At 37.7% G+C, this 21,083-nt stretch carries 22 protein-coding genes and 1 pseudogene; 3 read left to right on the top strand and 20 right to left on the bottom strand.

Annotated features, from left to right (window positions below):
* Positions 1–10: 10 nt before the first annotated feature.
* The 10 genes and pseudogenes from BkAM31D_RS02710 to BkAM31D_RS02675 form a co-directional block, all read right to left on the bottom strand.
* Positions 11–781 carry an enoyl-CoA hydratase/isomerase family protein gene (locus BkAM31D_RS02710; RefSeq protein ID WP_066157983.1) on the bottom strand — a complete coding sequence of 257 codons (771 nt, stop codon included), beginning with the start codon at positions 779–781 and terminating at the stop codon, positions 11–13.
* A gap of 19 nt (positions 782–800) precedes the next feature.
* On the bottom strand, positions 801–1,784 hold the full coding sequence (locus BkAM31D_RS02705; protein WP_066157986.1) for an NAD(P)H-dependent flavin oxidoreductase: 984 nt from the start codon (positions 1,782–1,784) through the stop codon (positions 801–803).
* Positions 1,785–1,788: 4 nt separating this feature from the next.
* Positions 1,789–2,565 carry an enoyl-CoA hydratase-related protein gene (locus tag BkAM31D_RS02700; RefSeq protein ID WP_066157988.1) on the bottom strand — a complete coding sequence of 259 codons (777 nt, stop codon included), beginning with the start codon at positions 2,563–2,565 and terminating at the stop codon, positions 1,789–1,791.
* A gap of 101 nt (positions 2,566–2,666) precedes the next feature.
* Positions 2,667–3,545 carry a PaaX family transcriptional regulator gene (locus BkAM31D_RS02695; RefSeq protein WP_084372368.1) on the bottom strand — a complete coding sequence of 293 codons (879 nt, stop codon included), beginning with the start codon at positions 3,543–3,545 and terminating at the stop codon, positions 2,667–2,669.
* A 74-nt stretch (positions 3,546–3,619) separates the two neighbouring features.
* Positions 3,620–4,068 (bottom strand): annotated as a pseudogene (locus BkAM31D_RS02690) (acyl-CoA thioesterase).
* A gap of 2 nt (positions 4,069–4,070) precedes the next feature.
* The gene (locus tag BkAM31D_RS02685; protein ID WP_257391663.1) at positions 4,071–4,583 is read right to left on the bottom strand and encodes a CoA-transferase subunit beta; all 513 of its coding nucleotides are present in this window, start codon (positions 4,581–4,583) and stop codon (positions 4,071–4,073) included.
* A 44-nt stretch (positions 4,584–4,627) separates the two neighbouring features.
* Positions 4,628–4,843 (bottom strand): hypothetical protein, encoded by a 216-nt coding sequence (locus tag BkAM31D_RS24130; RefSeq protein ID WP_257391627.1) that lies wholly within the window; start codon positions 4,841–4,843, stop codon positions 4,628–4,630.
* Positions 4,844–4,861: 18 nt separating this feature from the next.
* Positions 4,862–5,140, bottom strand: a complete 279-nt coding sequence (locus BkAM31D_RS24125; RefSeq protein WP_257391626.1) for a hypothetical protein — start codon at positions 5,138–5,140, stop codon at positions 4,862–4,864.
* Between the two features lie 20 nt (positions 5,141–5,160).
* Entirely contained in the window at positions 5,161–5,775 is a 615-nt protein-coding gene (locus BkAM31D_RS02680; protein WP_257391625.1) for a CoA transferase subunit A, read from the bottom strand.
* A gap of 88 nt (positions 5,776–5,863) precedes the next feature.
* Positions 5,864–6,661, bottom strand: coding sequence for an enoyl-CoA hydratase/isomerase family protein (locus BkAM31D_RS02675; RefSeq protein WP_066157996.1), 798 nt, complete (start codon positions 6,659–6,661; stop codon positions 5,864–5,866).
* Positions 6,662–7,042: 381 nt separating this feature from the next.
* Between BkAM31D_RS02675 and BkAM31D_RS02670 the strand changes: the two genes are divergently transcribed.
* Together BkAM31D_RS02670 and BkAM31D_RS02665 are read left to right on the top strand one after the other, a co-directional pair.
* Positions 7,043–8,035, top strand: a complete 993-nt coding sequence (locus BkAM31D_RS02670) for an NAD(P)/FAD-dependent oxidoreductase (protein WP_066158001.1) — start codon at positions 7,043–7,045, stop codon at positions 8,033–8,035.
* A gap of 25 nt (positions 8,036–8,060) precedes the next feature.
* Positions 8,061–8,303: a ferredoxin gene (locus tag BkAM31D_RS02665; protein ID WP_066158004.1), complete on the top strand. Its 243-nt coding sequence runs from the start codon at positions 8,061–8,063 to the stop codon at positions 8,301–8,303.
* A 69-nt stretch (positions 8,304–8,372) separates the two neighbouring features.
* Here the strand turns inward: BkAM31D_RS02665 and BkAM31D_RS02660 are convergent, their stop codons facing one another.
* The 6 genes from BkAM31D_RS02660 to BkAM31D_RS02635 all read right to left on the bottom strand — a co-directional run bounded on the left by BkAM31D_RS02660 (position 8,373) and on the right by BkAM31D_RS02635 (position 14,489).
* Positions 8,373–9,638 carry a benzoate/H(+) symporter BenE family transporter gene (locus tag BkAM31D_RS02660; RefSeq protein ID WP_084372370.1) on the bottom strand — a complete coding sequence of 422 codons (1,266 nt, stop codon included), beginning with the start codon at positions 9,636–9,638 and terminating at the stop codon, positions 8,373–8,375.
* A gap of 249 nt (positions 9,639–9,887) precedes the next feature.
* Positions 9,888–10,580 (bottom strand): ABC transporter ATP-binding protein, encoded by a 693-nt coding sequence (locus BkAM31D_RS02655; RefSeq protein WP_066158007.1) that lies wholly within the window; start codon positions 10,578–10,580, stop codon positions 9,888–9,890.
* Positions 10,580–11,362: an ABC transporter ATP-binding protein gene (locus BkAM31D_RS02650; RefSeq protein ID WP_066158009.1), complete on the bottom strand. Its 783-nt coding sequence runs from the start codon at positions 11,360–11,362 to the stop codon at positions 10,580–10,582. Before BkAM31D_RS02650 ends, BkAM31D_RS02655 begins: the two co-directional genes overlap by 1 nt.
* A gap of 12 nt (positions 11,363–11,374) precedes the next feature.
* Positions 11,375–12,349 (bottom strand): branched-chain amino acid ABC transporter permease, encoded by a 975-nt coding sequence (locus tag BkAM31D_RS02645; RefSeq protein ID WP_066158012.1) that lies wholly within the window; start codon positions 12,347–12,349, stop codon positions 11,375–11,377.
* Position 12,350: 1 nt separating this feature from the next.
* On the bottom strand, positions 12,351–13,217 hold the full coding sequence (locus BkAM31D_RS02640) for a branched-chain amino acid ABC transporter permease (RefSeq protein WP_066158015.1): 867 nt from the start codon (positions 13,215–13,217) through the stop codon (positions 12,351–12,353).
* Positions 13,218–13,241: 24 nt separating this feature from the next.
* The gene (locus BkAM31D_RS02635; RefSeq protein WP_066158018.1) at positions 13,242–14,489 is read right to left on the bottom strand and encodes an ABC transporter substrate-binding protein; all 1,248 of its coding nucleotides are present in this window, start codon (positions 14,487–14,489) and stop codon (positions 13,242–13,244) included.
* A 295-nt stretch (positions 14,490–14,784) separates the two neighbouring features.
* On the opposite strand from BkAM31D_RS02635, the gene BkAM31D_RS02630 reads away from it, so the two are divergent.
* Positions 14,785–15,756 (top strand): MBL fold metallo-hydrolase, encoded by a 972-nt coding sequence (locus BkAM31D_RS02630; RefSeq protein WP_235820526.1) that lies wholly within the window; start codon positions 14,785–14,787, stop codon positions 15,754–15,756.
* Positions 15,757–15,861: 105 nt separating this feature from the next.
* On the opposite strand, the gene BkAM31D_RS02625 is transcribed toward BkAM31D_RS02630, so the two are convergent.
* The 4 genes from BkAM31D_RS02625 to BkAM31D_RS02610 form a co-directional block, all read right to left on the bottom strand.
* A complete protein-coding gene (locus BkAM31D_RS02625) occupies positions 15,862–16,161 on the bottom strand; it encodes a benzoate/H(+) symporter BenE family transporter (protein WP_085449728.1) in 300 nt (99 codons plus the stop codon).
* The gene (locus tag BkAM31D_RS02620) at positions 16,158–17,009 is read right to left on the bottom strand and encodes a benzoate/H(+) symporter BenE family transporter (RefSeq protein WP_180319891.1); all 852 of its coding nucleotides are present in this window, start codon (positions 17,007–17,009) and stop codon (positions 16,158–16,160) included. The genes BkAM31D_RS02625 and BkAM31D_RS02620 overlap by 4 nt, the downstream gene beginning before the upstream one ends.
* 173 nt (positions 17,010–17,182) lie before the next feature.
* Complete coding sequence (locus BkAM31D_RS02615) at positions 17,183–19,399, bottom strand: helix-turn-helix domain-containing protein (RefSeq protein ID WP_066158025.1); 2,217 nt, start codon at positions 19,397–19,399, stop codon at positions 17,183–17,185.
* Positions 19,400–19,528: 129 nt separating this feature from the next.
* Entirely contained in the window at positions 19,529–20,902 is a 1,374-nt protein-coding gene (locus tag BkAM31D_RS02610) for a solute carrier family 23 protein (protein ID WP_066158029.1), read from the bottom strand.
* Positions 20,903–21,083: the final 181 nt, after the last annotated feature.

Below are 21,083 nucleotides of genomic sequence, written 5' to 3'. Positions count from 1 at the left end.
GCTGCACCTCCTAGGAATGACTCCAAACCGGTTTGCGCTTATCTAGAAATGAATCAAGTCCTTCCTGTGCATCCTGTGTCTTCATCAAGTCATTTAAGTAAATCTGCTCTACCTTTCCAATGGTTTGAGCAAATGTTGTCGCTAAAGACTCACGAATGGCCATTCTAGTTATATTAAGGGCTGTTCTGCTCTTTGATCTAAATGAATCAAGCAGATCTTCTAAATATGTTTCTAATTCCTCTTCATTTACGACATCATTAATTAAACCATATTCTTTTGCTTGTACTGCTGATATCGTTTTCCCCGTAAGTAATAGTTCCATGGTTCTATTTAATCCCATTAATAGTGGAAAAACCGCAACTGAAACAGGAGGGAATAAACCTAAATTAATCTCAGGTTGACCGAACTTAGCTCGTTCCGTAGCAATTGAAATATCACAGAAGCTTGCAATTTCACAGCCTCCACCAATTGCTGCTCCTTCGACTACTGCTACAGTTGGACAAGGGATCTTCGTCAACAAATGGAACATTTTATGAAATACGTGAATCATCGGTTCTGCCTTATCACCAATGTGATCTTCTATCGCTACACCTGCAGAGAAAGCTTTTCCTTCTGCACGAATAACTAACGCATGTGGTTGTTCATGACTGATTAATGTTTCTAACGCATCAACAATTTCTTGCATCATTTCAATGTTTAACACATTAACTGGCTCTCTCTTTAATGTAAGCCAAGCTACTTTCTCATTCATTTGCAGATTGATTGTTTCATAGTTTTTCATTGCTCATCACCTGTTCTCATTAATTTATAAACGGTTCTAGTTGAAAAAGAGATTGATAGGATTCGTTCACTTCTTGCACGATTTCTTTAAACAGCTCTTCTACACTTATCACTGAATCAATTAACCCTACAGACTGACCTGCGTGCACCCAACCTTCTTCTAAGTTTCCCTGGATGGCTCCTAGCTTATTTTTGTATCCATTTATATATGGAAACAATTGTTCAAACGATTCAACCTGTTTTTCTAGCTGCAACACACGGTTAACATATTCACTTTTCACAACTCGATTAACACCGCCAATGCTTCTTTCTATCACAACAGTGTCTGAATCTTTTGACTGAACAAGCAGTTTTTTATAATGGTCATGAGCTGAACATTCCTTTGTTGCAATAAATCTAGTTCCAATTTGAACTCCATCTGCACCTAGAGCAAAAGCAGCTAGCACTCCAGCTCCATTTGAAATGCCCCCTGCTGCAACAACCGGGATTGAAACCGCTTTACAAACTTGCGGAATTAAACTAAATAACGTTAGTTCATATGGGCTATTTCTTCCTCCTGCTTCAAAACCTTCACAAATAACTAAATCTGCTCCAGCTTTTTCAGCATTCACCGCATGCTTTACTGTTCCAACAACGACCATAACCTTTATACCGAGCTCTTTTAAAAAAGGGATGTATGGGCGCGGATCTCCTGAAGACAAACTAACAGCAGTAATCCGATCTTTCTTTTCTTTGATTACATCAAAATAATCATTGTAAGAAAAAAAGCCGCTAATAGGAATATTCACTCCAATTGGATTAGAGGTTTCTAGTAAAGCAAGTTCCAGTTCTTCCCGAAACTTTATAGGATTCATACCTGATATGGCAATTTGACCAAGCCCTCCTTGATTAGAAATGGCAGCAGCTAGATGCCCATCTCCAACTTGCGCCATTCCTCCTTCAATGATTGGATACTTAATATTAAACAGCTCAGATACTCGATTCTTATGAAAAAGGTCGCTCATTGGATTACTCCCCTTTAAAATTAGCAGGACGTTTTTCCTTAAAAGCCTCTAATGCTTCGACTCTATCTTTTGTCGGAATAATAACTTCATAAGCTTTGGATTCAATTGCAAGGCCTGTCTTCACATCGACATTACTTCCATAATTGATCGCATATTTAGCTTGTGTTACGGCTAACGGTCCGTTTTTCATAATTTCTTCAGCTAGCTCGACTGCACTGCTAATTAAGTCTTCTTTGTCAACGACTCGGTTTAATATGCCTAAATCGTACGCTTGCTTCGCATCAATTTTTCTTGCCGTTAAAATTAATTCTTTCGCACGAGATGTTCCAATGAGACGACTTAACCGTTGTGTTCCACCAGCTCCAGGGATAATGGCCCAACTAACCTCGGTTAACCCCATTTTGGCGTCGCTTACGGCATAACGAAAATCACATACTAGTGCAAGTTCAAACCCGCCTCCAAGTGCATACCCATTAATGGCAGCAATTGTGGGTTGCGGCAATTCTTCAATCATTGTAAATACATCACGGATTTTGCTAACATTTCTTCGCACTTCTTTTTCGCCTAATGTTCGTCTTTCTTTCAAGTCAGCCCCTGCACTGAATGCTTTATCTCCCGCACCTGTTATTAACACAGCTCGAACGTCTTTATCTAATTTAATTTCCTCAACTATTCCTTCTAGTTGAACCAATGTTTCGTAGTCAAAACAGTTTAATTGGTCAGGACGATTAATGGTGATAAACGCTAAGTGATTGCTTATTTCTAATTCAACTTTTTTCATCTTCATCCCTCAATTTGTTTAAATTTGAAAAGAGTTAAAAAGAATAGGCGGCAATGATTCACGTGAAACCATAAAAGACAAAAATTCAACGTAAAGGAAGTTTACACATATATCTCCCTAAACGGATTAATTGCTTTATCACGCCTTGCCTCTATTTCACGATCTGGCGCTGGCTCATATTGAGATTCAAAAAAACGAACAGCCGGAATTGATATTAGTTGATGAATATTCCAGAACAACTCTCTTGCCTTTGTTCCTGACCACTGCGCTGGCAATAAATCACGAGGAAATCCAGGATCTTGGAACAGAAACTTTCGATATTGGTGAACAAGATTTGTTCGTTCAATAAAACACTCATCATCTGACAAAAGATTGTTTAATGCTTTTTCACGCAACTCTTCGAATTTCGGTGTGAATTGTTTAATGAACACATCGTATTCATCTGAGATCGCTTGTAAATCCCACCCCTTATTGATAATGCTTTCATTATCGTGAGAGACAATAGAAGCCGCACTAAATAAAAAGATATGATCTTCAATCTTATAAGTTTCAATCATTTCCATAATTTGTTCTTCTAATGAATTCGGGCTTACCCACGTACTATTTGAAATCACTCCAAACCCAGTCCAATTTAATTCTTTTCTGATAATGTTTCGAAGCTCTCTCTTTTCTTCCGGAAAAGAGTATGTAAGGATTCTCCAAAGGCCATCCCATGATTGACTCTGAGTTGTATAAACCCGCTTCACTCCATCCTCAATTCTTCTTTTGCCTAACTCCGTTAACGAATAAAAACTTTTATTTCCTATTTTTCTAACCTTTAATAAATTTTTTTGAACCATTCTAAAAATGGCACCACGTACAGAAGATTCAGATACACCGAATTTATCCATTAATTGAATTAAACTACCAACCCAAACTTCTCCTCCATAATATTGAATGTACTCTCCATATAACGTAAACATTAAAGATCTTGGCTTCAAAATTGCTCACCGTCCATTAGTCATTGATTTTTTTGTTTATAAGAGACATCTATATTATAGAGGATCGTTATCAATTATGCATTAAACGGTGTTCTGCTCTGTCTTTGGTCAGACTGAATATCTTCATTTAAAATAGCGATCACATCAGCTGGTATTGGAACCGCTTTAATTTGATCAGCTGTTTGATTTACCCACCCTCTAAGCTCATAACCGTGTCCTGTTCGAACGTCACCATTATAAACTTCATGTCTTAGTTTAATTGTCTTATTGTTAATTTCTTCAACAGTTGTTTGAATTGTAATAACATCATCATATAAAAGCGGCTTCTCAAAACTGCACCTAGCATCGAGTAAGGGTACAATGATTTGCCTTTCAGCCTCCAATTTACTCGGCGCTAAATCACAACTACGGAAAAATTGGTGGCCCGCAATGTCAAACCATTTAAAGTAATTAGGATAATAAACAATTCCCGCTTTATCGGTATCTCCCAATTGACCAATACTTCAATCGTATTCGACCTCAATGTTATTCCTCCTTTTTCTTCCCTGTCCAAAATCCTTCCGGGTCAATTGAACGAATAACCTCTAATTCCTCCTTTGAAGGAGCAACAGTTTCTTGTAGCTGTTCTGAGACTAATAAATTCCAACCTGTATTTTCCTTTACTTGATCAAGTGTAACTCCAGGATGAATGGATAATAACTCTAGTTCATTCCTACTTGGATTTGGCTTCATAACACCAAGTGTAGTAATAAGTGCACCAATTCCTCCTCGAGGCAACCCTTCTTCTTCACGCCAATTTCCACCATCGCCATAGCCAGGAGAAGTAATGTAATCAACCTTCTCTTTGAATCTCCGCTTTTCATGATTCATGATTACGAGCAATCTTTGAGAAAGCGAGGCAATATCTGCCGCCCCACCACTACCAGGTAATTTGATAACCGGATCTTGATGATCACCGATGTATGACGTGTTGACATTCCCGTATTTATCAATTTCTGCTCCACCAATGAATCCACAATTCACGTGCCCTTGCTGCATCAAATACATTAAATGGTTCGTTGTAGTACACCACTGAGCTCCGATTACATTAGGCGTATCCCCATCGTGTAAAGAAGTGTCTCAGAAGGAAAATCTCGAACAATCCCGCACTCATAAAATCCCACGGCATTGGGAGCATGCAATTTCTTCGCCACGGCAAAAGCTAACATTGGCAAACGCATACCTACAAACACTACTTCATGATCTTGTATTTCCCGAGCCGCAGCTACTACCATTAATTCTTCAGTCGTATAAGTCAAAGTCACCACTCCTTTCAGCTATTCAGAGGCATAATTCACAGGCGAAGCAAGACGCTCACTTTTTACTTTTAATGCTTCCAACCGAGTATTTCCAACTAGATGTAAATACTGTTCATGTGTATCAACACCCTTTACATACTTGTCAATCCAATCTATAAAACCTTCTCTCGTTTTCGTCGCTGTATGATACTCATGGAAAAACTGATGATCACGTCCATACAACCCTTGCATCGGTGATGGATGGCAGTAAGCTGGACAGTGAACAACTGATGTCACTTTAAAGCCAGGGACTAACACTCGGTTGGGATCGCTTTCAATTACCTCTTTGTCAACGATCTCTTCTGCAAGTAAAATAACTTTCTTACTAGCAAGAGCGGCATCTTGCGCAACTCCAATATTCCCCAGAGATGTGCATTTCCATCTTTGTCAGCTCTTTGAACACCTAGGACTGCAACATCCGGATTTAATGAAGGAACGTGTACCAATTTTTCTCCTTCATACTCTTCAACTTTTAACTTAGGGTTACTTTTTACAAGGCCTGTTCCTAACAATGACTTTGTTGGCAAATAAGGAACTCCCATCGCTCCTCCCAACAACGCAAGTCCTAGTGAGAAGTTGCTATGATCTTCAATCTTCACTTTATGTGGTATTGCTTTTTCAACTGAACGACGGTAGTTATGGCCAAGGCCCGCACTCACATTACCTGCCCAAGCTGCCGTTACCTTTTTCACGCTTCCTACACCAATTAACATGTCAAACAATATATCTGATATTGGTGCAATCACATTTAAATCTTTCTTTTCTTGTCGAATGATTTCATGAGCAGCCGCAAATGGAATCATCGGCTCTAAGCAAGCCCCTAAAACAACCGAATCACCACTTTGAATATGTGTTTCAATTGCCTCTTGTAACGTTTGTACTTTATCTCTCACGTACCATCACATCCAATCTTCGAGAAATTGTCACACTGTTCAAAATGGCGATATCGGAAAAACCCGATATCGCCATTTTAGTCCCTAATTACTGACCAGACCAATCTGCTGGACGTTTTTCAATAAATGCGCTTAACCCTTCTTGTGCATCATTCGAACGGAATAATAGGTTTTGTAGTTCACCTTCATAACGAATCGCAACATTTAAAGGCATTTCCTTACCATTCATGATTGATAACTTAATATTAGATGCTGCATATGTAGCACTGTTTGCAATCTTTTCAGCATACTCTAATGTTTTTGCTCTTGTTTCTTCTTGAGGGAAGACACGATCTACTAATTGAATGTCTAATGCTTCTTGTGGAGAAAGTGTTTCACCTGTTAAGTTTAAGTCTAATGCTTTAGAGTGACCTACTTGGCGAGCTAGACGTTGTGTACCACCAGTACCAGCCAATACACCTAGTGTAATTTCTGGAAGACCAATTTTACCAGCTGCATCACCCATGAAACGTAAGTCACAAGCAAGAGCCATTTCTAAACCGCCACCTACTGTATGTCCTTCAAGACATGCGATCCACACTTGTGGAGAACGAGCGATTTTATCTAATGTTTCGTTACAGAATAGGCAGAACTGAGTCTTAAAACGCGGCTCAGAAGCTTTAAGGAAGTTAATGTTTGCACCCGCTGAGAAGAACTTTGGCATATCACTCATTAGCACAGCTACTTTAATGCTGCTATCAAAGCGGATATCATCTATTGCAGCGTTCAACTCTTTGTAGTACTCAAGATCATATGAATTTGTTTTATTTACGTGAATGTGTACTTCAGCAACCCCGTTAGCTTTCTTAACTGTAAGCGTTTTCGTACCTGATAATGTTGTTGACATTGTAAAAAACCTCCTCGAATTTTCACTTTATGGATTTGTTTCTTTCGTAACTAATTCATAATATACATAATGTTCGCATTATTAGCAAAAGGCAAAATACCTTTGTTTTATCGATAAAACTCCTATATATCTTTAAATACCTCAATAATACTCTTTTATTCTTAATTTTATGACGAACGTAAAAAATACATAATTAATTTAAAGATACCCGTTTTTCTTCTTATATAGCTTCTTTATCTTTCTCCCAAAAAATGATTTCAAAATAAAAGAAGCAATCTTTTCAAAACTCCTTGACAGATTTTTAAGAATATTCTATATTACTAATTATTAACGATAGTTAAAGAAACGTAATAAAGTAGTTAGAAACTAGGAGGTTTTTATATGGCGAATAACGACATACATGAAATAACGATCATTGGAGGTGGACCTACTGGTTTATTTGCTGCCTTTTACGCTGGTATGCGTAACTCCTCTGTGAAAATTATCGAAAGTTTACCTCAATTAGGCGGACAGTTAGCTGCACTTTATCCAGAGAAATACATTTATGATATTGCCGGATTCCCCAAAGTACGCGCTCAAGAACTAGTTGATAACCTTAAAGAGCAAGCTTCACAATTTAACCCTACTATTTGTTTAGAACAAATGGTTGAAAACTTGGAAGTATTAGAAGACGGTTTAATTCGATTAACAACTAACAAAGAAGAACACTTAACTAAAACCGTCATTTTAACCGCTGGGAACGGAGCCTTTAAGCCACGTAAGATTGAATTAGAAGATGCCGAAAAATTCGAAACAACAAATCTTCATTATTTCATTGATGATCTGGAAAAATTCAGAGGAAAGAATGTCCTTGTTTGTGGTGGTGGAGACTCAGCAGTTGATTGGTCTCTGATGCTTGAACCAATTGCCAACGAAGTTTCTCTTGTTCATCGGCGGGATAAATTCCGCGCACATGAATCAAGTGTTACAAATCTAATGGCTAGCAAGGTTCAAATCAAAACTCCATATGTGCCCATTCAGTTAAATGAAAATAGCGGTCGAATTACTTCTGTAACCCTTGAGCATACAAAAGAGAAATCATTAGAAACCATTGAAGTCGATGATGTCATCATTAACTACGGTTTCTTATCATCATTAGGTCCAATGAAAAATTGGGGATTGAATATTGAAAAGAATTCAATTGTCGTAAATTCCAAAATGGAAACAAATATCCCTGGGGTCTATGCTGCAGGAGATGTTTGTACGTATGACGGTAAAGTAAAGCTTATTGCTACAGGATTCGGAGAAGCACCAACGGCAATTAACAACGCAAAAGCTTTTATAGATCCAAAAGCAAAAGTTCAACCGCTTCACAGCACGAGTGTTTTCGCATAAATTTTAAATTGAGAGGATGATCAATATGGCGAAATATACAATGGTAGATAAAGATACATGTATTGCATGCGGTGCATGTGGGGCAGCTGCTCCTGACCTATTCGATTACGATGATGAAGGCATCGCTACAGCTATTCTAGATGATAATCAAGGGATAACAGAAATTGATAGTGACTTAGAGGATGATTTGCTAGATGCGGAAGAAGGCTGTCCTACTGAATCTATTAAAGTATCAAATGAACCATTTCATTCTCATGTAGGCTCGTAAGAAAGCGCTAACAACAAAAAGCAAGCACCTAATGGTTGCTTGCTTTTTGCCTTTTAATTAAGTTAACAATTATGCCCCTTTAGATTTTAACTCTAATTCACTTTCCTCATAGTCCTCTTCCTGTTGTCCAAATTTAAAGTCCTTCGTCTCTACTACTAAGGAAACAACAATCCCGACTACCAATGCCCAAAAGGCAGCTCCTATGGAAAAGATCTGAATGCCGGAAGAGGCAACTAAAAATGCAAAAATAGCTCCTAATCGATGAGTACTTCCAAAAGATTCACTCATAGCTGAAATTAACACCTTTACAAGGGCTAATCCCGCAATAATTGCAATAAAAAATCCAGGTAAAACTTCAAACAGATTGACGATACCACCATAAAACGGTGCACTTACCGTAAAGATGACACCTACAATAACCGCCGCTACCCATCTTCCTTCTCGTTTCCCCGAATCAGGTGATGAACATATAGCCGTCATGGGTCCAGCAATACATGTACTGTGAAGGTGGAAAAAAGATGAAATCATCGTAGCAAATCCATTAACAGCAGTAATACCGTTTGTTGGGATTCGTTTATAGCCTGCAGATTTCAACATACTTACGCCTACAGGTGTTTCCATTCCTACTAAAATAATTGCTAACGGAAGACCATATGCTAAAAATGCTTCCAATGTAAACTCCGGCATAACAAATCGAGGATAATCTACAACAAATTCAATTCCAGAAAAATTGATCCCGCTTATGAGTAGATAGATAATACCAACAGCTAATGAACCTAACACCGCAGGAAATTTAGGTGCTAGTTTTGTAAGAACTAAGAAAGTTCCAATCATTAAGATCGTTGGTAACAACGCACTTTCCAAAGGGCGAACCATATTAAGACCAAAATTTAATAGAACCCCAGCAATCATTCCCATCACAATTGGTGTAGGCGTAAAGCGCATTACCTTTCCCATCGCTCCTGAGAAACCTACAAGTAGGGAAATAAGGCCCGCAATCAACGTTGCTCCAAGTACAGGTCCAAGCCCAACCATGGGAATCGCTGCCGTAAATAACAGTGCACCCGGGATGGAATTAGCCATCGCTAAAGGTTGACGATAATACGCCGGCACTAAGATCCCGAATAACCCATTAATTAAGTAGAAACTCGTAATCCACATCATGATCAAGCCCGTACCAAGTCCAGCAACTGTACCAGCACTGATAAAGACCAGACCGACACTCAGTCCGAAGATGCCTGCCACTAATCCTGATGCAACATTTCTAGAATTGATATCTTGCCTTAAATCGGAAATAACGTTCTTGTAACCTACACCTTTTTCAATCTTCATCATTAACACCTCTTTTGACTGATTAAAAAACCCCCGTGTATGTACTCTCTCTTCCTTTAGCTTAGTTTTCTTTTTTGTATAAGCTTATAAAGGACTGTCTCATAAATCCGACTCAACATGGCAATGGCTCGCTACACGCCTTAAGAGAATCGCTCCTCTTAAGGCTTTTAAAAGTGTAGCTAGCGATAATAGTCATTGCTTCGGCTGTGTCTGAAAATAGATCAAGCAAACTTTTAAGTCGTCACCTTCAAGTTACGAGCTTAAAGATAAGAACTTATTTCGTACCTCAACATCAAATTCATCAGATGATCCGTCGAACACGACGCTTCCCTTGTTTAAAATGTACACATGGTCAGCTAAATCTGATGCCATCGATAGATTTTGCTCTACCAATAACATTGATAAACCATCTTCTTTTAACGTTTTAATAATTTTAATTACTTCCCTAACCATCAAAGGTGACAACCCTTCAGATGGTTCATCGAGTAATAATAACTCCGGATTGGTCATTAATGCTCTTCCAATTGAAAGCATTTGCTGTTCTCCGCCACTTAAGTTTCCACCCATAGAAGTCTCTCGTTCTTTTAATCTTGGAAACATATCATAAATCTTAGTCAAATTCCATCCGTCTTTCACCGGTCGATATGTCGTTAATAAATTTTCTTTAACGGTCAGGTTAGGGAAGATTCTTCTCCCTTGCGGCACAAGTCCAATGCCAGCCTTTGAAACTTGATAACTAGGCTGCCCTTGAATTTCTCGACCATTGATAACAACTTTACCTTTTTTTGGGGGAACCATTCCCATAATTGAATGAAGAGTCGTTGTTTTCCCCATTCCATTACGCCCTAACAATACGGAAACTGAGCCTTTCTTAACTTGCAATGAAACATCATGCAAAATATGACTCTCTCCATAATATGAATGAAGATTTTGAACATCTAACATTAGACCTCGCCTCCACTTCCGATGTAAATTTTGTTCACTCTTTCATCTTTTCTGACTTTTTCAGGTTCCCCTTCCACAAGAACACCTCCATCAAACAGAACAACCATCCGGTCTGCTAAACCAAAGACAACTTCTAAGTCATGTTCAATGATCATTAGTGTTAAATCTTTAGGTAGTTTATAAAGTAAGTCAACGATATAATCTGTTTCTGATTGAGACATGCCAGCGGTCGGTTCATCAAGCAGTAGAATTGACGGCTCTGTAGCTACACCTAGTAGTATTTCAATTTGACGTTGTTCACCATAGGATAAGTTTTTAACGATAGCATCTCGTTGATGGGCGAGCCCCCAAGTTTCAAGAAGCTCATCTGCTTTTTCGTATAATTTCGGGTATTGTTTCATCCCTCTCAATTTATACCAAACATTGCCGAACCCTTCTTTTCTCTGCAATACTAGCAATAAGTTATCAAGGACAGATAATTCATTTAACAAATTATTTTTCTGGAACGTCCTTACCATTCCATTCCGAACTCGTTTATAGTTAGGTTGCTTTGTAATATTTGTTTGATAGTGAAAGATTTCACCATGAGTTGGCTCCAAATCTCCTGTTAAGAGATTAAAGAAAGTCGTTTTTCCAGCCCCGTTCGGCCCAATAATTCCAATTCTTTCTCCCTTCTTAATCTCTAAAGATATGTCACTTAAAATATGCAAACCTCCAAAACTCTTCCCTACACCACTGATTGTTAAAATCGTTTCCTGTTCCAAATTACTCACCTCCGTCATTTCTTTTCACCTTTAGGCAACACGTGATTGCTTTCGTTCATAGGATTGCTGTTTATTAGACTTAAATTTCTGATACAAACTTTGCCCAATCCCAACAATTCCTTTCGGGAAGAAAATAACAAAGATAATAAATACAGCTCCGACAATTAACATCCACAAATCCGTATACGAACTCACAATGGTCTCAAGCGAGACGATTAAAGCAGCTCCAAGAACCGGCCCAAGCATTGTACCAGCCCCTCCGATCAACACCATGATTAACACCGCTCCAGACATCGTCCAGTAAACATCACTCGGTGCAATGAAACCGTTAAAGTATGTGTATAAAGAACCAGCTAAACCTCCAAGACCACCAGCTAGAACAAATGCCGTATACTTGTAAAGGTTTGTATTATACCCCATTGATTTCACTCTTGTTTCGTTTTCTCTAATCCCAACCAAGACTTGACCGAATGGAGATTTCACGATGATTCTTAAACAAGCATAAGTAATAAAAAATACACCAAGTACTAAGTAGAAAATATAGACAGCATTTGAAAATTGGAAGGCACCAAGAGATGCTCTTGGAATTCCCGACAGTCCGTTAGAACCACCCGTAAGATTTGTAGATTGATAGATAAAAGAATAGATCATTTGTGAAAAAGCTAACGTCAGCATCAAGAAGTAGAATCCACTTACTTTCATACAGAACGCCCCGATAACTGCTGCTACAACCATTGATAATATAATTGCTAACCCTAACGTAACAAGCAAGTTACTAGAAAGGTTTTGGGCAACAAGCCCCGCAGTGTAAGCACCGACCCCAAAGAAAGCAGCATGCCCTAATGAAACCAGACCCGTAAATCCGACTAATACATTTAAGCTCAAAGCAAAGATCGCTAAAATTAATATTTCTGATAACAGATTTAAATGAAAAAGCGATAAAACAAAAGGAGCTATCGCTAAAGCAACTATCGCAACTAAAAATTGTAGCAATGTGCGTTTCATCTTAAGCCACCTTCTTTCCTAATAAGCCATTTGGTTTAAATACAAGAACAATGGCCATTAATCCGAAAATAAGGAACATACTTAATTCTGGAAAGAGGAAACGACTAAATGTCTCCACCACACCTACTAACACACTTGCAACTAACGTACCTGCAATTGAGCCGAGGCCACCGATAACCAATACAACTAAAGCCAAAATCAGTGTTTGGAATTCCATTGAAGGATAAATACCTAAGATTGGAGCAGCTACTACCCCTCCGAATCCAGCCAGAACCCCTCCAATAACAAAGACAACAGTAAACACTAATTTAATGTTAACTCCAAGTGCTCCGATCATTTCTTTATCACTTAATCCAGCACGAATAATCGCACCCCACCTCGTTTTATCCTGGATAAGCCATAACATTACAGCAATGGCTATACCGACAATGATGACAATTAAACGATAGACTGGAAATGTTTGCCCAAAGATTGAAGTTGAACCCGAGAAGATCGGCGGTACTGTTATAGACAGAACATTTGACCCCCAGACAAATTTAGCAATGTCATGGAAGACATAAGCAAGCCCAAATGTTAATAACACTTGAGATAAATGCCCTAAATGATATGTAGGGCGGAGCAAAGTACGCTCCACCACTAATGCGATTAACGCAACTACAATCGGGGCAACAAGTAAGGCTATCCAGAAGCTTTGCGTGTACGTGACTGTAAGTGAGTAGGCAAGATACGCACCGAACATATACAACGAGCCATGCGCTAAATTCAACACGCCTAAAATTCCGAAAACAAGCGATAGACCACATGTTATAATAAACAAAAGTAAACCGTAAGATACACCATTCACCAATTGTGCTCCGATTATATCCACGTCAAAATTCCTCCCTGTTTTCGATTATTCGCCTGGATCTTGAACTGAATCAATCGTATGAATTACGTTGTTTTCTGTTCTTCCATCTTCAATAACTGTCTCAGTAATGTACATGTTTTGAATGATATGATGCGTATCTTTATCAAATTCAATTGTTCCACGCGGACTCGTAAACGTAACATTGGAAATTGCCTCTACTGTTGCATCAGGGTCAGATACATCTCCTCCTAGAGTCGAAATTGCTTCCACAATGACACGAGCTGCATCATAACCTTCTAATGATTCAACTGTCGGACGACGGTTATACGCTTCTTCATAAGCCGCAACAAACTCTTGATTTTCAACTGTATCAAGGCTGTAATCCCAGAAGCTTGAGGCAAAGATGCCTTCTGCTGCATCTCCAATTGATTCACGTAGATCTTCTGACACTAACCAACCAGATCCAACAAGTGTATATTTATCTTTCAAACCATACTGCTCATACTGTTGAACAAAACGTACAGCATCACTTCCTGCAAAGAAACCATATACGCCATCTGCTTCAACACCACTAATAGTTGTTAAATAAGAAGCATAATCATTATTTCCTAATGGAGGGTACACTTCTCCAACTATTTCACCACCAGCTGCTGTATACGCATCTTTAAATGCCGCTGATACTTCACGACCAAAAGCATAGTCAGCTGCTGCTACGTACATCTTTTCACCTACATTCTCATAAGCCCATTCACCCATTGAGTGGCCAATTTGCCATGACGAAAAAGACGATCTCCAAATATAATCACTACGTTGGCCTCTCGTTAAGTCGTCTCCACCAGCATGAGAAGCTAAATACGGCAGCTTGTTCGTATCCACATCATCACGAATTGCATATGCTACCGCCGTACTTACAGCCCCTGTTAAAATATCAATATTATCCTGATCCATTAACTTACGAACACGTCTTAAAGCAATTTGGGGATCAGCTTCTGTATCCTCCTCTATTAATTCAATTGTTTTTCCTTCAACTTCCCAATCAACACTGTCAAAGTAAAGCTTCATTCCGTCTGATAAATCTTTTCCTAAAGATGCATACACACCCGAGAAAGGAAGAATGGATCCAACTTTAATTGTTCCCTCACCGGCATTTTCTCCTTGTTGCTCTGTAGATTCTTCTGTATTACTAGACTCAGAATTCGAATTAGACTGTATTGCACTATTTCCACAAGCAGCAAGTAACGTTACTAGGAAGATCAAACTAAAAAACATGAATAATTTCTTGTTCACATTCATCCACCTCTTCGAATTTTTGTGTTTTTTAGTAACCGCTTACAAAAATGCTCCAAACGTCCCTCCTTCTCCCTATTCTAAATATTATAATATATCTGAAAATACATTTTTTCAATACTTTTTTCTTACTGTCGATATAAAAACGCATAGTTTAATCCTGTACGCTTTTAACAAAAAGCGCTATAATATACCATATACAGATTTTAACAATATTTAATTACGCCTTATAGTCATTACGTTTTTATAACTTTCGATAATTGATACAAAATAAATATCCAGATAAAGAAGGTGAACGCAATTGATAGAATTAAAGAAAAAATGTCATGAAGTATTCCCAATCTTTGTACCAAACCGCTCTAGCCTTAAAACAATCAACTTTTTTATCGTAAAAACAGATAAAAGCCTGACCTTAATTGATGCAGGCTTTAATACAGATGATTGTTATAATGCTTTAACGACTACATTAAAAGAACATAATTTATCTATCGCAGATTTTACTGATATCGTTTTAACACATCATCATATCGATCATGTCGGTCTTGTTAACCGCATAGTTGCAGAGCATCCAATCCCTGTATATGTACATCCGCGATCCATTCCGCGCCTTACAAGAGATAAGAACTTTTTAGAGATGAGGATTGCCTTTTTCACGGAACTCTACGATACAATGGGTTGCAAAGAAACCGGAAAGAGACAAATAAAGTTCTTAAGAGAGTCAATAGAAAAGAATAAGAATAATGCTATTTCCGCTAACCTTCTTCCACTTTCTCAACATACACAAGCGGGCTTTGAAGTAATAGAAGTACCTGGGCATGCTCCTGATCAAATTGCCCTTTATAACCAAACTAGTAAGTGGTTGTTCTCAGGCGATTTACTTATCAACCATATTTCGAGTAATGCGCTAGTAGAGCCTGACGAAAATGGAAAACGGATGCTCACATTAATTGATCACATGAACTCACTAAGAAAATGCCAAACAATGGACATTGAAACGGTTTTCCCTGGCCATGGTGTCCTAATTGAAAATGCCAATGACCTTATTACGAAAAGGTTGAATGGTGTCGAAGAAAAAGCGGACAAATTACAGACTCTTATTAAACAAGGGCATACAACTGCTAATCAATTAGCTCAAACATTTTACAAAAAGAACTACGACAAACAATTCTCTCTCGTTATGTCTGAAATTATTGGACACTTAGATTATTTAGAACATGAAAAGAAACTTACAAAAAAGATTGTCGATGGTGTCTGGCACTATCAAGTGGCATGAAGAAGGGCCTCACTTATGAAGTGAGGCTCTTCTTTTCTTCTGTTATCAATTTTTCTTTTTTAAAGTCCTCTTTCTCAAATACAAATGATAAGCACGTCCCAAATACTAATCCCAGAAAGGTGACCCAATATTGAATAGCGTAAAATCAGATAAGGTAATCATGAAAGAAAATAGTGCTCCAATCTGAAACTTCGACGAAAAACTAGCAGCAATACAATTTTTTAAAACCATCAATAAGGCTAACCCTGCTAATAATTGAATTAAAGAAATAGGTATTTCACGAACAATTCCCATGACAAAACCAGCAAACAATCCAAATAGTACCCAAAGCAACCCCATTACGATCGCTGATTTATACCGATGATGTAACGGTCCAGATGTTTTATCAGCAATGATTCCTGTCATCGGCCCAGCGATACAGGCTGAATGCCCCCAAAGAAACTATTTACCAAAGAGCCAAGACCAGACCACGTTGTTAACGCATTAACGGGTGATTTATATCCAATGCTATTTAAGATAGTAATCCCTTGAGCATTTTGAATCGCAATAACTGTTACTAGTAACGGAATCGTCAATTCACTGATTGTGCTAATGTTAAACGTCGGCAAGAACCATTCAGGTGTTGATAGTGCAAAAGAATTCGACTCCACCTTAATTGGACGTTCAATTGAAAGAAGAATAAAAGCAACGACAATCGCCCCAAGAATAGGAGGAATGAATCTTCCTAACGCCTTGTAAAAGGTTAAGAGCAAGAACACAATCAACGTTGCTCCATTTATTAATGGAACTTCCAAGACAGACATAAATATATTTAGTCCAAAAGGAAGCAACACTCCAGATACCATTGCCATCATGATCGGTAACGGGATTGCATTCATAAAGAGACTCGTTGATTTTGTTACAGCAATAAGTAATAAGAGAATACTAGTAATGACATAAGCTCCTAGAACATCGGTAAAAGAATGATTGAGCAAAGTCGTCCCAACTAACACAGCTCCAGGGATAGAAAATGCTACGGCGATCGGTTGTTTATAATAAACCGAGAGACCTATGGTAGAAAGCCCACCTACTACATAAATAGCGAATATCCAAGAAGTTGTAATTGAATCACTTAAACCACCAATTTCTGCAGAATTTAATACAATTAATAATGGCCCTGTTACACCAAAAAGCCAAGCGATGAAACCGTTTACCAAACCTTGTATCGTCCAATTCGAGAAAAAGCTTTCTGATTGTAAATGAACGTTTTTCATACTCCCTCCCACCGAATAACCTGAATTTTCTAGCATAACTTAATTAAAATTCAAATATTTGGGATAGTCAACCTTAATTATTATGTTTTTATTACCTTCGTATTAATTACAACTTTCATAGTCCAAAAAAAATACTATCTCAGGATCAGTTAGTACTCTAAACCTATACTTGGTTACACTAACTGTGAGGGACTGAAGTTAAAGAGACTATATAATTTATAAGCCATCATTAACTCAAAGCGCATTTCTGCATCATGTAAGTTAACTCCAAGTATTTCCCCAACTCGTTCTAACCGATACTCTAACGTACTACGATGAATAAAAAGTTGATTTGAAGCTTCTCGAAGGTTTCCATTGTTATGCAAAAAAACCTTTAACGTCTCAAATAAATCAATATTATGATTCTCAGAATAAATTAATAGCGGACCTAGGTTTTGCTTCACAAAAAGCTTTGCTGCGAGAGGATCACTTGTATTGTTCAAAATAGTGTATGATCCAAGGTTATCATAAAATAAATGGCCTCCCTGAGAAAAACGGTGGGTAACGACATTTTTAGCTTTAACCGATTGTACATAGCAATAATAATAATCTTCTAATGTTTCTGTTTTCCCCCCAATCCCTAAATAAATCGTCGCTTTCATTTTCTCTTTTTTAAGTATGTTAACGATCAGTTGATAAAGTCCTTTCCAGTAATTAGCCTGATCTATAGACCGGTGGTACCTTTCTATTAAAATAAATTCATCATCTTTTCGAGTAAAAACCATCGATGGGTTATATGAGGATAATTTCTCTTTTACTTGATTCCAAATCCAAGCTTTATAACTTTCTAAAGCGAATAGATTCATCTCTTCTTGATTTTCGATTTCAATCGAAAACGTTGCAATTTGATGAGATTCAAGGACATTCCAATTAATTAAAGTCGCATATTGGATAATCTTTTCTTGATCATGAATCTTCTCAGCAAAAAGTTGATTTATGAAACTTTCTTTTACTTGCTCTTTTGCATCTAGCATTTGTTTTTGTTTGATAAACTCCATTGCATAAACATTTAAAGCATGATCAAGAGTTATTTTCAATACCCGATCAACCTCTTTTTTCGGTAAACAGATCGCTAAATATCCAAGAATATCTCTTCCTCCAACAATTGGCCAAACACCACATTGGTCCTCTTCACCTTCATCGTACCAATATTCAAAAGCTTTTAGCTTCGTTACGTCTAGTTTATGTTTTCTAACCATTTCGACTGTCTTGTTGTAAAGATGATCTTCGTCTTCCTTAAAATAGGACGATAGGGGATGCAGAAAACGGTCATATAGGATAAGAGAGCTTTCTAACATTGAACTAATCGTTTTTGTGATTTCATGGAGGTTCTGACCTTGAACAGTTTTTTGTAAAATTTCTTGATGATGTTCCATCAGCCTTTCTAACCTCTGTTTTCTATCTAATTCAGCTCTGTACAGTCTAGCATTTTCTATTTGCATTGATATGAATGCGGATACAAAATTTAAAAACTCTAAATCATCATTTGAAAAAGCTTCATGACGATCTTTACAAACATAAAGAATACCAATTGTTTTTAAATTAACAACTAATGGAATTGTCAGTTCTGAATTTCCTGATGTTTCAACGGATGGAAAATAGTAATCAATTGGCAAATTCGTTTGAACTGAAATTCGTTCCGCTAATGCACAAGATCCATACACCGGCGGGTGAAAAGTAAAACAATTATGTACTTCATCAAATAAGTGTACACTGGCTCCCTTAGCCTTCGTTCCTTTTCCAGCGCGCTCGACAATCTTCTCAATTAATTCCTCGATCGATGATCCCGGGAAAATATTTTCACTCATCCACTCTAAACCTTTTATCTTCCTCTTCTGTCTCTCCTTTTCTTTTGCCAAATCCATCGCAACCGCAACATCATGACCAAATTCAGCAAAGATCTTCTCAGCTTCTATAACCAATGGAACGAAATCTCTAAACCCAATGATACAAAATCCAAACTGATTGTTTTTATGATGAAGAGGAACTGTAAACCAAGTTGAGAGCTCTTCTTTTTCCATTGCCTTTTTAAAGCTGCAATCAGAATTCTCTTGTCGATCATTAGGCCACCAAAACGCATCTTCCAATAAATTCGTAGAACAATCCTTCAGGCTAAGCTTTAGTGTTTCCTCAATCGTAAACCCATCACCAATCCAAACTTTCGGAAATAATTGGTCACCTTCTTTTAAAATGACCCCTACTAAATCACACGTGAATTCTTGATAAAATGATTCTAGTAAATAATTTAGGGTTTCTTGTAACGTATCAAACTTAATAAGTTGACGGGTAACATTTCGCAAATGACTGTTGATTTTTTGTTTAAGTTTCTCTTGTTTCATGTCCTGACCCACTAGAAAGCCCTCCTTGTATGTATTCCTCATCAAAAATCCTTATACTAAAAAATCAGCTTGAAGGATTTCAAGCTGATTTTTTCACTATTATATGATGTTACTGACCTAAAAGTCTAACTATTATAAATATTAACTAATTTTCTCTAACTCTTTCGTTTCAGCAGTTTCATCTTCTCTACCAAACAGACGAGTTTTCTGAATAATCCAATATAGTATAATCCCGATAACTAACCCATATGTCGCACCGTACGCAAAGAGCACAATCGCCATCACTCCAGCGACACCACGTTCTGTATTATTCTTTAACTGCTCAATACCAATCGAGATACATAAATACCCCGTAATAAGTAATGTTAGCGATAAAGCGATAGGAAGAACCGGTTGAAATAGACTAACTAAAGGAAGTAAAATATTAGCAAATAACATAGCTAATATTAACGAAGCTGTACCGGAATAAATTGAATCCATTGCGTTTCGACCATATTTATACCGTTCCATTACGGAAGCTGTACCCGCTGTAAAAATCGGCCCTGCTAGACCCGGATGTGGCGCGAATAAGGCATGGATAAAGTTACGAATGAATGTAAGCGTATGCATATTTGACAAACTTAAATCGACCTTCTCATCTTTCCTATATTCACTGGCCTTTTTAAATAAAGAAGAGCCAACTACAATGTCACCGTACGCAATAATATAAGCTAATAACGCCGTAGGGATTGCCATTAAGACAATGCTTAAACTCGGAAAACCAACTACAAAAGGAGTAAAGCTCCATAACTCTGCAAGATTAGGAACGACAAATCCCCATTCAACCGTTGGTGCAGGGTATTCTCGTGTCGTCCAACCGATCACGATTGCGACAATAATGGCCGGCATAATTCCAAAATTTCCAATGATCCTTGCAATCTTGTTTTTCTTATATAAGTTCTGAAAGGATTTAGAGAACATGACATAAAAACAGACTAACGTACCAACAATTAACGAAATTGGTGTATTAGCTAACCGTCCACCTTCTACAATCTCACCATGAATTGCTGCAATCCCCGCTCCAATTAATATACCTGCCTTTAAAGAGTTTGGTAACTTGGTAACAATAATTCTCCCTAAGCCTGTAATTCCTAAAATCAAGAAGATAAATGCAACCGATAATTGTAACGCAACGAGTGCTTTTATTGCTTCAGGACCCGGTTCAAAGTTACCTAGAAAGATAATTACCAAAGGAATTGCTGCGGTAATAAAGCCAGGCACTAAAGGTACACCCATCACCGGCCCCATCAGCATTGTAATAAGGTATATGATTGCGACTGCTAAAGCTGCTTCATAGGAGAATCCTACATAGTTTTGCAATAATGGAATAACAGCTAACCCAATTGAAAACAATACAAACCCCTGAATTAATTCTGGTGTTTCTAACCGAAAGTGGACAAAAGGGAGCCTTATTTGAAAAGGCCCTAACTTCCAATAAGGCTGTTCTTCACCGTCTTTACGTTTATAGATTGCCATGTTTTCTTCCCCCTTAAATAAATGAATAATAACTAAAAGAGTAGATCTTATGAATAACAAAGTAGCAATGACTATATGGAACAGCCTATTTATTTAATTTAGATTGAACAATGATTCCCCTTTTGTAAGTGGTGTTGCCTGTTGGTACAAAACATTCCCTTTATCTTGAGCGACTTTTAGC

Source organism: Halalkalibacter krulwichiae, assembly GCF_002109385.1.
Classification (GTDB): Bacteria; Bacillota; Bacilli; order Bacillales; family Bacillaceae_D; genus Halalkalibacter; species Halalkalibacter krulwichiae.
This window is presented reverse-complemented; position numbering and strand designations above follow the sequence as displayed.